10 protein-coding genes are annotated in these 13,215 nt (G+C 46.1%); all 10 read left to right on the forward strand.

The window, feature by feature from the left end; genetic code table 11:
- Window positions 1-103: 103 nt before the first annotated feature.
- The 10 genes from ACU1JV_RS11645 to yfmH all read left to right on the forward strand — a co-directional run bounded on the left by ACU1JV_RS11645 (window position 104) and on the right by yfmH (window position 13,212).
- Complete coding sequence (locus ACU1JV_RS11645) at window positions 104-1,141, forward strand: aspartate-semialdehyde dehydrogenase (protein ID WP_040101549.1); 1,038 nt, start codon at window positions 104-106, stop codon at window positions 1,139-1,141.
- Between the two features lie 35 nt (window positions 1,142-1,176).
- Entirely contained in the window at window positions 1,177-2,394 is a 1,218-nt protein-coding gene (dapG, locus tag ACU1JV_RS11650) for an aspartate kinase (protein WP_058710519.1), read from the forward strand.
- Window positions 2,395-2,435: 41 nt separating this feature from the next.
- Window positions 2,436-3,317, forward strand: a complete 882-nt coding sequence (dapA, locus tag ACU1JV_RS11655) for a 4-hydroxy-tetrahydrodipicolinate synthase (protein ID WP_013370736.1) — start codon at window positions 2,436-2,438, stop codon at window positions 3,315-3,317.
- Between the two features lie 346 nt (window positions 3,318-3,663).
- Complete coding sequence (locus tag ACU1JV_RS11660; RefSeq protein ID WP_013370737.1) at window positions 3,664-5,343, forward strand: ribonuclease J; 1,680 nt, start codon at window positions 3,664-3,666, stop codon at window positions 5,341-5,343.
- Between the two features lie 229 nt (window positions 5,344-5,572).
- Window positions 5,573-6,421, forward strand: coding sequence for a ClpP family protease (locus ACU1JV_RS11665; RefSeq protein ID WP_165079997.1), 849 nt, complete (start codon window positions 5,573-5,575; stop codon window positions 6,419-6,421).
- Window positions 6,418-6,630 (forward strand): YlzJ-like family protein, encoded by a 213-nt coding sequence (locus ACU1JV_RS11670; RefSeq protein WP_013370739.1) that lies wholly within the window; start codon window positions 6,418-6,420, stop codon window positions 6,628-6,630. The genes ACU1JV_RS11665 and ACU1JV_RS11670 overlap by 4 nt, the downstream gene beginning before the upstream one ends.
- Window positions 6,631-6,733: 103 nt before the next feature.
- Window positions 6,734-9,412: an FtsK/SpoIIIE family DNA translocase gene (locus ACU1JV_RS11675; RefSeq protein WP_165079996.1), complete on the forward strand. Its 2,679-nt coding sequence runs from the start codon at window positions 6,734-6,736 to the stop codon at window positions 9,410-9,412.
- A gap of 224 nt (window positions 9,413-9,636) precedes the next feature.
- Window positions 9,637-10,488 (forward strand): spore cortex-lytic enzyme, encoded by an 852-nt coding sequence (gene sleB / locus ACU1JV_RS11680; protein WP_165079995.1) that lies wholly within the window; start codon window positions 9,637-9,639, stop codon window positions 10,486-10,488.
- Between the two features lie 160 nt (window positions 10,489-10,648).
- Complete coding sequence (yfmF, locus tag ACU1JV_RS11685) at window positions 10,649-11,929, forward strand: EF-P 5-aminopentanol modification-associated protein YfmF (RefSeq protein ID WP_165079994.1); 1,281 nt, start codon at window positions 10,649-10,651, stop codon at window positions 11,927-11,929.
- A gap of 2 nt (window positions 11,930-11,931) precedes the next feature.
- The gene (gene yfmH / locus ACU1JV_RS11690; RefSeq protein ID WP_337682420.1) at window positions 11,932-13,212 is read left to right on the forward strand and encodes an EF-P 5-aminopentanol modification-associated protein YfmH; all 1,281 of its coding nucleotides are present in this window, start codon (window positions 11,932-11,934) and stop codon (window positions 13,210-13,212) included.
- Window positions 13,213-13,215: the final 3 nt, after the last annotated feature.

Genomic DNA, 13,215 nt, shown 5'->3' on the forward strand with positions numbered 1-13,215 from the left:
CCTAGAAGATGATTCGATAATGCATCGAGTCTAATTTCTTGTTGGCGGTGGATGCTTTCAGAATAAAAAATGGTTTTTTAGTCGAGAAGGGGAGATACACCAGATGAGCAATAGAAAGTTTAATGTAGCTGTCGTTGGAGCGACAGGCGCTGTAGGCGAACAGATCGTAAATCTGCTGGAAAAACGAGATTTTCCTGTGGACAAAATCAAATTTCTTTCTTCGCCTCGTTCTGCCGGCACGTTAATTAGCTTTAAAGGTCAGCAGATTCCAGTAGAGATTGCTACTCCCGACAGCTTTGAAGGAATCGACATTGCTTTGTTTAGTGCAGGCGGAGACGTAAGTAAGGAACTGGCGCCGCATGCTGTTCGTCATGGGGCAGTTTGCATTGACAACACCAACGCATTCCGAATGGAACCGACAGCTCCTCTTGTAGTACCTGAGGTGAACAGCGATAAAATTGCCGAGCATCAGGGAATTATCGCCAACCCGAACTGCTCCACCATCCAGATGGTAGCTGCTTTGAAACCATTATATGATCAATATGGCATTTCTCGTATCATAGTATCCACATACCAGGCCGTATCGGGCGCTGGAAGCCGTGCTATTGATGAATTGAATCGTCAAAGCGCAGCCATTCTTAACGGTGATGAGGTTCAGCCAGATCTGCTGCCGGTAGGTTCTTTGCCAGTAAAACATCAGATTGCTTTCAATGCTATTCCGCAAATCGATAAGTTTCAGGATAATGGCTATACACTGGAAGAAATGAAAATGGTACGCGAAACGAAAAAAATACTGGGTGACGATTCTGTAGACGTAACAGCAACGTGTGTGCGTATTCCTGTTGTATACGGTCACTCGGAATCCGTCTATGTAGAGCTTAAAAAAGATTATGATCTAGAAGAAGTTCGTAATCTGTTGGCTTCCGCACCTGGAGTAACGCTGGTAGACGATCCTGCTGCCCAGCTTTATCCGCTGGCATCCGAAGCGGCAGGAAAACCTGACGTATTCGTAGGGCGTGTACGTCGTGATTTGGGCAATAGCCGTGGTTTGAACTTGTGGGTCGTATCCGACAATCTGCTCAAGGGAGCCGCATGGAACGCGGTGCAAATCGCGGAAATTATTGCTGCAAAAGCGGAGTAACGTTCCTAAAGCCGGGAGTATATGGGGGAAGAATAATGGGTATTTTGGTGCAAAAATTTGGGGGAACCTCGCTATCCACACCTGAAGCGCGTCAACTTGTGCTGGCACATGTGAAGCGGGAACTGAAGCAAAATTTTCAATTGGTTGTTGTTGTGTCGGCCATGGGGAGGAAAGGAGAGCCTTATGCCACGGACACGTTGCTGGATTGGGCGGCTTCTAACGGCGACAGTCTTCCGAAGCGCGAACGGGATTTACTGCTGTGCTGTGGTGAAATCATTTCTGCTGCTACATTGTGCAGCCTGATGGAGAAGGAAGGTATCCCTGCTACAGTGCTGACTGGAGCACAGGCAGGCTTTATTACGGATGATCAATACGGCAATGCTCGGATTTTGGATATCAAGCCAGACCGTATTGTGGAAGAACTGAACCAAGGCAGAGTGGTCATTGTGACTGGTTTTCAGGGACAAACAGCTGATGGTGATATGACTACCCTTGGTCGGGGAGGCAGCGATACGTCAGCTACTGCACTAGGTGCTGCTCTACATGCGGATATGGTTGATATTTATACAGATGTGAATGGTATATTGACCGCTGATCCGCGTATTGTGGAAAATGCGAAGCCGCTTTCACATGTTAGCTATACGGAAATTTGTAATATGGCTCATCAGGGAGCAAAGGTGATCCATCCTCGTGCTGTTGAAATAGCCATGCAGGCTAATATTCCGGTACGGGTTCGCTCTACCTTCTCCGAGGGAGAGGGGACGTTGGTTACCCATCCGGAAGGCTTTAAAGATGTGCAGGCAGATATCGTAGACCGCTTCGTGACCGGTATTGCGTATGTCGGCAATGTTACTCAAATTACTGTTGAATTAAAGTCGGGTTTGGAGCACTTGCAATTACAAGTATTCAAATCTATGGCTGAACACGGAATCAGCGTCGATTTCATTAATGTAACTCCATCAGGAGCGGTTTATACCGTATTTGATAATGATGGAAGCAAAGCGGTTGAAGTACTTAACGGTTTGGGTCTAGAGCCTAAAATACTGGCCGGGTGTGCTAAAGTTTCGGTCATAGGCGGTGGTATCAACGGGGTACCAGGTATTATGGCGACAATTGTGGAGGCATTGACAGAATCAGACGTACAGATCCTTCAATCGGCAGATTCCAACACCACGATCTGGGTACTTGTTAAAAAGGAAGATATGGTGCAGGCTGTACGCGCATTGCATAATAAATTTGAACTCCATCAATAGGCGCATTGTCCGTGCTCGGACTTGCAAAAAAAGGAGGCAGCATGGTGAACTTCGGCAGATTGATTACCGCAATGGTGACACCTTTTGATCAGCAAGGAGAGATTGACTGGACTGCATTGTCCTCGTTGATTGATTATTTAATAGAAGAACAGCATTCAGAGTCACTTGTTGTATCTGGAACAACAGGGGAGTCTCCTACCCTGAGTGATGATGAAAAAATTAAGTTGTTTGCATTTGTTGTAGAAAAAGCAGCTGGGCGATGTAAAATTATTGCAGGGACGGGAAGCAATAACACACGTCATTCCATCCACCTCACCCGTGCTGCGGAGCAGGCGGGAGCAGACGGTGTGCTGCTGGTAGTGCCATATTATAATAAACCGAATCAGGAAGGGATGTATCAGCATTTCAAAAGTATTGCAAACTCCACATCCCTTCCAGCGATACTGTATAATGTTCCAAGCCGTACCGGTGCCAGCCTGACAGCTGAAACGACACTGCGGCTTGCACAAATTCCGAACATTGTAGGAACCAAAGAATGTGCATCACTTGCACAAGTTACACAGATTGCAGCGGCAGCACCAGAAGGTTTTCTGGTTTATTCCGGGGATGATGCATCTGGATTACCTGCCATGGCTGTAGGTGCTTATGGCATTATCAGCGTAGCAAGTCACGTGGTAGGTGCAGAAATGAAGCGAATGCTGGATTCCTTTGTAGGAGGACACGCTCAAGAGGCAGCAAAACTGCATCAACAGTTGTTCCCGATTTTTAAGGGCATGTTCGGCTGTCCTCATCCTTTGCCTAATCCGGTAGCTGTAAAGTATGCATTGGAGTTACGGGGGATTAAGGTAGGTTCAGTTCGGTTGCCACTTATCCCGCCTACCGAGGATGAAGCAGAGTTTATTAAGAATTTATTTACCCGCTAAAAAGAAATAGACGAAAGATGTTGATGAATACAAGGAGTATCCTTGTTAAGGGCAGTCGGTAGGTATAATATCGACTGGGTTATTGCCCTGACAAGGTCTTCCGATATGAAGGGCGTTCTTATAGAACGTCCTTTTTGCTATGCTGTTAACCAGGCATGTAGATAAAATGATACATACTTATGGTTTGAGAAGGCAGTGGGAAACCTAGCGTAACGAACAGGATGACTTGTTTTTTCGTATTTTAATCATGTATAATGGGGTCAAGTGACTGGGTGCGGTATTTTTTTGAAAATTAAATAACAAATCAAGGTACGACGTCCAACTACCATAGGAGGTTTAGATTCATTTGTCTAAAAAAACAAACAACGATAAATTGATGATTTTCGCTTTGGGCGGCGTCGGTGAAATCGGGAAAAATATGTATGTCGTTCAATACGGCAATGACATTGTCGTGGTGGATTCCGGTCTGAAATTTCCGGAAGAGGACATGCTTGGCATCGATATCGTTATTCCTGATATTTCCTACCTTACAGAGAACCGCGACAAAGTAAGAGGCATTGTGTTGACTCATGGTCACGAGGACCATATCGGCGGTTTGCCTTACGTGCTGAAACATTTGAATGTACCTGTATATGGTACCAAATTGACGCTGGGACTGGTGGAAAACAAGCTGAAGGAAGCGAATCTGCTTGGTGAAACCAAACGTATTTTGATCAATGCTGATTCCGAAATCAAGCTGGGCTCCACATTGAAAGTAACATTCTTCAAAACCAACCATAGTATTCCTGATTCTGTAGGTGTTTGCATTGATACTCCTGAAGGCGCTGTTGTTCATACAGGAGACTTCAAATTTGATCATACTCCGGTGAACGGACAATATGCAGATTTGCAGCGTATGGCTGAGATTGGCACACGTGGCGTACTGGCTCTATTGTCAGACAGTACTAATGCCGAAAAACCGGGCTTTACACCTTCGGAAAAGAGCGTTGGCATTGTGCTGGAAGATATTTTCCGCAAGTCGAGACAGCGTGTGGTCGTAGCCACTTTTGCTTCGAACGTACATCGCATTCAGCAGGTCATTAATGCTGCTGAGGCAACCGGACGTAAAGTAACGGTTATTGGTCGCAGCATGGTTAATGTCGTAGGTATTGCCTCTGATTTGGGCTACTTGGAAATCCCAGATGGAATGCTGATTGAGCCTGAAGAAGTTGGCAAAATGTCAGCGGATCGCGTAGTTATTCTCTGCACAGGTAGTCAGGGTGAACCAATGTCTGCTTTGACAAGAATGGCTCGTTCTACGCATCGTAAGGTAGATATCCTTCCAGGGGACTCAGTGATCATCGCAGCTACTCCGGTACCAGGTAATGAAAAATATGTTGGACGCACTATTGATGAGCTGTTCCGTCTGGGTGCCAATGTGTACTACAGTGCAGCTAATCCTGGTATCCACGTTTCTGGACACGGCAGCCAGGAAGAACTCAAGCTGATGCTGAATCTGATGAAACCAAAATTCTTCTTGCCAATTCACGGTGAGTTCAGAATGCAGCGTCGTCACGCTCTGCTTGCTGAAGGAGTAGGTATCGAGCCTGAAAATATCTTTATCACGGATATCGGTGAAGTCATTGAAATTCAGAATGGCGGAGCACGTAGAGCTGGTAAAGTTACAGCAGGTAACGTACTGATTGATGGACTAGGTGTAGGAGATGTAGGAAATATCGTGTTGCGCGACCGCAAATTGTTGTCACAGGACGGTATTTTGGTAGTGGTTGTCACACTGAGCAAGCAAGATGGCACGATTAAGTCGGGCCCGGATATCATTTCCCGTGGTTTCGTGTATGTTCGTGAATCAGAAGGTTTGCTGGATGAAGCAAATCGTATTGTTTCAAGTACACTGCACAAGCTCATGAGTGAAAATGTAAATGAATGGGCTTCCCTCAAGACAAATGTCAAGGATGCACTGGGTCGCTTCTTGTATGAGCAAACTCGTCGCAGACCGATGATTCTGCCAATTATAATGGAAGTGTGATTCAATTGAAATATGTTCAAAAACTTGAATTAAAAACTTAAGTCACAGGCACACAGTCGCCTCTCTTCCCGCAGGAAATATTGGACGGTTTCCGCGGGGAGAGAGGCTTTTTTTGATTTTGGGGTTGAGGAAAGGCATGGAGGTGGGTATAAAATATTCCATTTCTATCCCATACTATAGGGTGAATACGGGGCACATAGATGCGTAAAGCGAAAGGAAGATCACCCATATGGAACATTACAGCAATTTATCTTCTGGCAACGAGGAAACGGAAGCGCCAGAACAACCAGAAGTTGGACAAAGACCTGTTTTACCTGCTATGGAGGCTTTACAGCAGCTGGGTCAAACCTCCATGCCCGGAAGCGAGTCCAATATTTTTTGTATGACGATTATCGGTCAGATTGAAGGACATCTCATCTTACCGCCTCAAAACAAAACAACAAAATATGAGCATATTATTCCGCAGTTGGTAGCGGCAGAGCAAAACCCACGTATCGAAGGATTAATGATTTTGCTAAATACAGTTGGCGGAGATGTAGAGGCAGGACTGGCTATTGCAGAGATGATCGCATCCATGAGTAAACCAACAGTGACCATTGTCATAGGTGGAGGGCATAGTATCGGTGTGCCGATTGCCGTATCTTCTACTTATTCTTACATTGCCGAGAGTGCGACGATGACCATTCATCCTATTCGTATGAGCGGCCTGGTCATTGGAGTCCCACAGACTTTTGAATATATGGAAAAAATGCAGGAGCGTGTCGTCCGCTTCGTCGTTTCTCATTCCCGCATCACAGAAGATCGGTTCAAGGAACTGATGTTCAAAACTGGAGAATTAAACCGTGACATTGGTACAGCGGTTGGAGGAGTCGATGCAGTAAAATACGGTTTGATGGATGCGGTTGGTGGGATAGGAGAGGCGCTAAAACAGTTGAATACCATCATTGAGACGCGCCGTCAGCAAAATGGGATGACAGGGGCTCCACAGCAGACTCCATATGCCCCTTTTTCACCCAATGCTACAGGCACCCCTACAGGAGCCCCTTCAAGTGAGCACAGCAAGGAGCTACCCCAATGACATTATATACTGTAATGCCAATGGAATTGGTGTGGGAAGGTATGTGGAAGGAAGGAGAGGAGCTTGTAGAGGTCCGGGTAGACGGTCTGCTTATGCAGGTACAGCCGCTTGAAAGTCGTCGGGGGATCATAGTAAGGCTGTTGGACTGCCCATTGGAAGCCTACCTCAATCCTCGTTATGGACCAGGTCAGGTCATCGAGTGGTCATAGAAGCTGTCGAATAGTACAGAAATAGGTCATTTGCTGCTGAAAAAGAACATATGTGCGGATAGCGAGTGACGTGGTATAATATTCTTCTGGGGGGTGACCTTGTATGTCCAGAAGAAGAAAAAGAAAAAAGAAAGCCATATTTGGTGGAGTTTTAAAATATGAAATTTACGGCATTGTGCTGATTACATTGGCGGTCATTGCGTTGTCGGGTGAAGCGGCGGTTGGTCGGTCGCTATCCAAGATGTTTGGGCTTGTACTGGGGAAATTCTATTTTGTGATCCCCCTGATTGGCATTTATTATGGTCTGATGGTGATGATTCACCGCAAGTGGCCGAACCAGTGGAACTCACGGAAGACGGGTTTGCTGTTGTTGGTATTTGCCTTTACACTTATGAGTTCTATTTCATCTATGGAGCAGCGTTTGGGACCGATCAACGCGCTTCAGCCGGGCGGAGTGATGACTCAGATACATATAGATATGCGTGAGCAGTTGCTGTCGCCTGACCAGCAAGGCCATACCTCCATGCTGAATAAGGATATTAGCGGGGGCTACGTTGGCGCATTACAGCTTACCGTTCTGTTGTGGCTGTTTGGTCTCACAGGAGCTAAGCTGATCATGATTGTCATGTTCGTCATTTGTTTTATGCTGATGACTCAACTGTCTTATGTGGATTTAGTGCGGATTGTAAAGACCAAACTGCTGACAGCCGGGGGAAGCGTGCGGAAAAAATGGACTGGAAAAGCCACTCCGCTTTCTGCATCAAGCAAGGGCAGCGGAAATAGAAAACCCAAATCTGAGCCTATTCCTGCCTATGAGGAGGATATGGATGATGACTTTGATGAAATGCAGCCTCCAGCACGCAAGCAGCCCATTTTCTTTCAGTTGTTTGGCCTTAAAAATACAGATAAGGCGGACAAGGAAGAGCACCCTGCCCATGCTGATGAAGATGAACATGATCTTCTATATGAGGCTGGGGACGTGCAGCCTCAGTGGAGAAATGGCAATCAGGGAGAAGAACTGTCTGACGTGGTCGAACACGCTGAACAGGAAGCCTCAATTCCGGTAAAAAGATCGCCAATCATTAGGGACTTCTTCGAACAAGTGAAAAATGAGGAAAAAAGATCAGAGGCTGAACTTGAAGACTCCCTGACAGGTGGAGTGCGGAACGATTCCATTATTGATGAACACCTGGATAGTAATTTTATGGATGCTGATGCGGATATGAATATAAATGATTCGCCAACGATCCATGGGACATCAGAAGAAGCTCAGGAACTGGCTCAGACGATTGCTAACGGGTTGACAGGCGAAGAAGCTGAAGGGACCAATGTAGCTATTCCAGCTCCACCACCGCCTAAGCCGTACAAGCTCCCATCGTTTCGTTTGCTTGCCAAACCGCAAAATGCAGGCAAAGGCATGGGACAAAAGGATTACATGCAAACAGCACGCAAGCTGGAGGCCACGCTGGAGAGCTTCGGTGTTCGGGCGAAAGTGCTGGAGGTTGTACGTGGTCCAGCCGTCACACGCTATGAAATCCAGCCAGACATTGGCGTGAAGGTTAGCCGGATTGTGAGTCTGACGGATGACATTGCACTTGCGCTTGCTGCAAAGGATATCCGTATGGAGGCACCTATTCCCGGCAAGTCCGCCATAGGGATAGAAGTTCCGAATAATGAAGTTTCTATCGTAACCATGCGTGAGGTAATGGAGACGACAGTTTTCCAGGAATCAGTTTCCAATTTGTCGATTGCATTTGGACGTGATATTGCAGGACAAACGATTGTCGGTAATTTAGCCAAGATGCCCCATCTGCTTGTAGCTGGAGCTACGGGTTCGGGTAAATCGGTGTGTATCAATGGGATTATCACGAGTATTTTGTACAAAGCGAAGCCGGATGAAGTGAAATTTCTGATGGTCGATCCCAAGATGGTAGAGTTGAACGTGTATAACGGAATTCCCCATTTATTGGCTCCGGTCGTGACTGATCCAAAGCGTGCCTCACTGGCATTGAAGAAAATTGTAGTTGAAATGGAAAAAAGGTATGAGCTGTTTTCCAAATCAGGCACCCGTAATATTGAGGGTTACAACAATTTGATGAAGGATAACCCGGATGCATTTCTCCCTTACATTGTCGTTATTGTGGACGAGCTGGCAGATTTGATGATGGTTGCTGCAGGAGATGTGGAGGATGCGATTGCGCGACTTGCCCAAATGGCGCGTGCAGCAGGCATCCATCTGATTATTGCAACACAAAGACCTTCAGTTGACGTAATTACAGGGGTTATTAAAGCCAATATTCCTTCACGTATTGCCTTCGGCGTTTCTTCGCAGGTGGATTCCCGCACCATACTGGATATGGGTGGTGCTGAGAAACTGCTCGGACGTGGTGACATGCTGTTCATGCCGATGGGTGCTTCCAAACCAGTCCGTGTTCAGGGAGCATTTATGAGTGATCAGGAAGTGGAAAACATTGTTAACTATGTACGTGAACAGGGTGAAGCGCAGTATGATGAAACGCTTGTGCCGGAGGTGGAAGAGGTATCCACTGATGCGGATGAAATGCTGGATGAGCTGTATGATCAAGCTGTCAACATCATTTTAGAGGCTAAACAAGCTTCCGTTTCGCTCCTTCAGCGCCGTATGCGGATCGGTTATACGCGTGCTGCCCGACTGATTGACTCCATGGAAGCTCGCGGTGTCATCGGTCCTTACGAGGGAAGTAAGCCCCGTGAGGTACTTATCTCAATGGAACAATATCAGCAAAATAAAGTTAGCTCCTGAGCATTATCTTTTACAGCATTTCATTAAAACGCTGTTTGTACGCATGATGAGTTGTTAAGTATGACAACTCCATGCACGCAAATAGCGTTTTTTTGTGATGTTTTTTTGAGGTTTGGAACTGCCTGCTAAAAGAAGATTAAAAGGGTGAATAGCTTCTAGCGGAGCTTGTCATAATAAACGTAGCCATCCTGTTAATCCCACAAAAGAAAGGTAGAGCGCAGCATATGAAAAAGACAATGGTCTGGATTTGCACGGGTATTCTCGCAGCCTCGGCTATTACGTACACAGGACTTTTTAAAAACGACTCTGCACAGGAGCGAGCAGAGTCGCTGAGCACGCAGCATAAAGTAACAGCAGCGCAGCCTGTTCAGCCGACATTCAGTTCAGAAGCGGTTGATTTTGGTTCTTATGGCCAGGATGTTTATGAGCTGCAATCACGATTGAAGTTGCTGGGTTTTTTTGGTGGGAAAGTGGACAGCCATTTTGGCAGTAGTACACTAAAGGCTGTCAAGGGTTTTCAAAAGGAGTTTGGTATCAGACCCGATGGAGTAGTTGGTGCGAAAACCAAATTAAAACTGGTGAATGCTACTCCACACTGGAAGCCAACGGAAACGCCAATGCATCGTAACAATCAAGGATCCGATCAGGGACAGGCGGCGAACAATAACAATAAATCAGATCAAAATGAAGAAACGATGGGATCGGCCAACACCATGGGGCTTTCTGAAAACGATCTTAAGATCATGGCCAATGCGGTCTACGGTGAATCCCGCGGCGAGCCGTTTGAAGGACAAGTTGCCGTGGCGGCTGTCATTTTGAACAGGGTCAAGTCGCCCAGTTTTCCAAACACACCGTCTGGGGTAATCTTTCAGCCGGGGGCTTTTACTGCTGTAGCAGACGGCCAAATCTGGCTCACGCCGAATGAGACTGCACAAAAGGCGGTACGTCAAGCCCTGAATGGCTGGGACCCAAGCGGAGGATGTCTCTATTATTTTAACCCTAAAACAGCCACCTCCAAATGGATTTGGTCCCGTCCGCAGGTGAAAACCATCGGGGAACATATTTTCTGCATGTAAAACGCCGAAGCAGCCGGGAGCTTGTCTCCGGTTGCTTCTTGGCTTTTGCATAGTTAGAATAAAGATTGGTACACTTTACCTCTTTATAGGAAAGAGATGTACAACAGCTAATGCTAATCAAAGGCTAGACGCAAATTGACGTCACAAAGGAGTTTTGGACTTGAACAAAACAGGTTTCGAGCGTGGTACACGCAGACAACTGAGGATTCATGTGCTGCCGACCAAGCGCTTTAAGACGTTTGCCATATCACTGTATGTAGGTACTCCGCTACGTGAGGAAACCGTAACTCGTGTGGGACTGGTACCTTTCGTTCTGCGACGGGGTACAGAATCATATCCGCAGACTACACAATTTAGAGAGCAGTTAGAGCAATTGTATGGTGCGGGTTTTGGATTCGATGTATACAAACGTGGAGATTATCAGATCGTTCAATTTCGTATGGATACGATTAATGACAGTTTTGTAAGCAGTCCAGATAGTTTACTGGATCGTTCGTTTGCTTTCCTAGGAGAGGTTCTGACGAAGCCTGCATTGGAAAACGGTGCATTTCAAACAGGATATGTACAGCAGGAACGAGAAAATGTTCGTAAGAAGCTGGAATCTATAGTTAACGATAAAATACGTTATGCTGGGGAGCGCTGTATGGAGGAGATGTGCAAGGATGAGCCTTATCGTCTGCATCCTCTTGGTCAGCGATCTGATCTGGACAGCATAAGTGCACAAAGTTTATACGAGGCTTATGGAGAATGGCTGAATAATGCCAGCATGGATTTATACGTTGTGGGTGATACCACGCTGGAAGAAGTTGAAAAGTTTGTTGATCGCTATTTTCAATTAAATCGCTCGACGGAAACGGAATATGCACTCGAACAGCCCAAATCGGTAGAACGTGAAGTGCAAACTATAGTAGAGCGTCTCGATGTGAACCAAGGCAAGCTCAACATGGGACTGCGCACCCCTATTACGTATGGCGATGAACGTTATGCTTCCGCTCTGATGTACAATGGTATTCTGGGCGGGTATCCGCATTCAAAGCTGTTTGTCAATGTGAGGGAGAAGGAGAGTTTGGCGTATTACGCTTCGTCACGGTATGACGGGCATAAAGGCATTGGCACAATACAATCCGGTATCGAAATTCCTAATTATGAAAAGGCGGTTACTATTATCCGCAAGCAACTGGAAGATACGCAAAATGGAGCGATTACCGAGCTGGAAATGACCCAGACGCAGGCAATGATACGCAACTTGCTAAAGGAAATGCAGGACTCCGCTTTTGAAATGATTGCCTATGATTTTAACAGACAGCTTTCCGGCAAAGAGCGGACGGTAGAGGAACTGCTGAGCCAGGTGGAGGCAGTCAAGGTGCAGGATGTTCAGGATGCCGCCCGGACGTTCCGACTGGACACTATTTATTTCTTGAGAGACCAGAAGGGGGAATAGCGTTGGAGCATATATCGTATGAGCATTTGCAGGAAACGCTGTACTATGAAGTAATGGATAATGGCTTGCACGTTTATGTGTTGCCCAAACCGGGCTTTCAGAAGACGTATGCCACATTTGCGACTAAATACGGCTCAGTTGATAATCATTTCCGGGTAGAAGGTCAACAGCCCGTCAAAGTGCCGGATGGCATAGCCCATTTTTTGGAGCATAAAATGTTTGAAGAGCCTGAAGGCGATATTTTTGCTACCTTTTCCTCTAATGGAGCATCGGCGAACGCATTTACGAGCTTTGATCAAACAGTATATCTGTTTTCGGCAACCGAACGCATTCGAGAAAATTTGACCACGCTAGTCAATTTTGTTCAGCATCCTTACTTTACAGATGAAAATGTGGAGAAGGAAAAAGGCATTATCGGTCAGGAAATCAATATGTATGAAGATAACCCCGACTGGCGGAGTTACTTTGGTTTGATTGAGGCATTGTACAAGGTCCATCCGGTGCATATTGATATAGCAGGTACTATTCAATCCATCAGTACAATTACAAAGGAAACATTGTACAGTTGCTATGAAGCTTTTTACCATCCAAGTAATATGATTCTTTTTGTAGTAGGTGGAGTGGACCCAGCCGAAGTAATTGAATTGGTACGTAATAATCAGGCGAAAAAGGACTATAAGCCGCAGGGAGAGATCGAGCGGATTTTCGATGATGAACCCACTACAGTTGCAGAACCACGGCGTGAAGTAAAGCTGGCCGTTTCTTTGCCAAAGCTGCTTTTGGGATTCAAGGAGACCGAAGTAGGTCTAACGGGGGAAGCATTGCTTCGTCATGATCTCGAAACTAAGCTGATGCTTGATCTCTTGTTTGGTTCCAGTACACAGCTATATCAGAAGCTCTACGATGAGGATCTGATTTCGGACAGTTTTGGCCATGAGTACAATAGTACGCAACAGTATGCATTTTCTGCGATCGGTGGAGATACGAAAGACCCTGATCGGCTGTTGGCTAGGATACGAGAAGAGGTAGAGTCTATTCAGAAGCAGGGATTTGCAGCAGAACATTTTGAACGAGCGCGCAAAAAGAAGATCGGCGGTTATCTACGCACACTCAATTCTCCTGAAAATATTGCACATGAGTTTACAAGACATCGCTTCCGCGGCAGTGATTTTTTTCAATTGCTTCCGGTTTATGAAAGTATCACGCTTGAGGATGTAAACCGACGTCTGAAAGATCATATACAGTGGGATCAAATGGCAATATCGCTGGTGGTGAGTCCGTAATGT

Source organism: Paenibacillus sp. T2-29 (genome assembly GCF_052921365.1).

Bases quoted from the DNA above. Each gene is read 5' to 3' on its own strand.
- ACU1JV_RS11645 (WP_040101549.1), top strand. From the start codon at position 104: ATGAGCAATAGAAAGTTTAATGTAGCTGTCGTTGGAGCGACAGGCGCT.
- dapG (WP_058710519.1), top strand. From the start codon at position 1,177: ATGGGTATTTTGGTGCAAAAATTTGGGGGAACCTCGCTATCCACACCT.
- dapA (WP_013370736.1), top strand. From the start codon at position 2,436: ATGGTGAACTTCGGCAGATTGATTACCGCAATGGTGACACCTTTTGAT.
- ACU1JV_RS11665 (WP_165079997.1), top strand. From the start codon at position 5,573: ATGGAACATTACAGCAATTTATCTTCTGGCAACGAGGAAACGGAAGCG.
- ACU1JV_RS11670 (WP_013370739.1), top strand. From the start codon at position 6,418: ATGACATTATATACTGTAATGCCAATGGAATTGGTGTGGGAAGGTATG.
- ACU1JV_RS11675 (WP_165079996.1), top strand. From the start codon at position 6,734: ATGTCCAGAAGAAGAAAAAGAAAAAAGAAAGCCATATTTGGTGGAGTT.
- sleB (WP_165079995.1), top strand. From the start codon at position 9,637: ATGAAAAAGACAATGGTCTGGATTTGCACGGGTATTCTCGCAGCCTCG.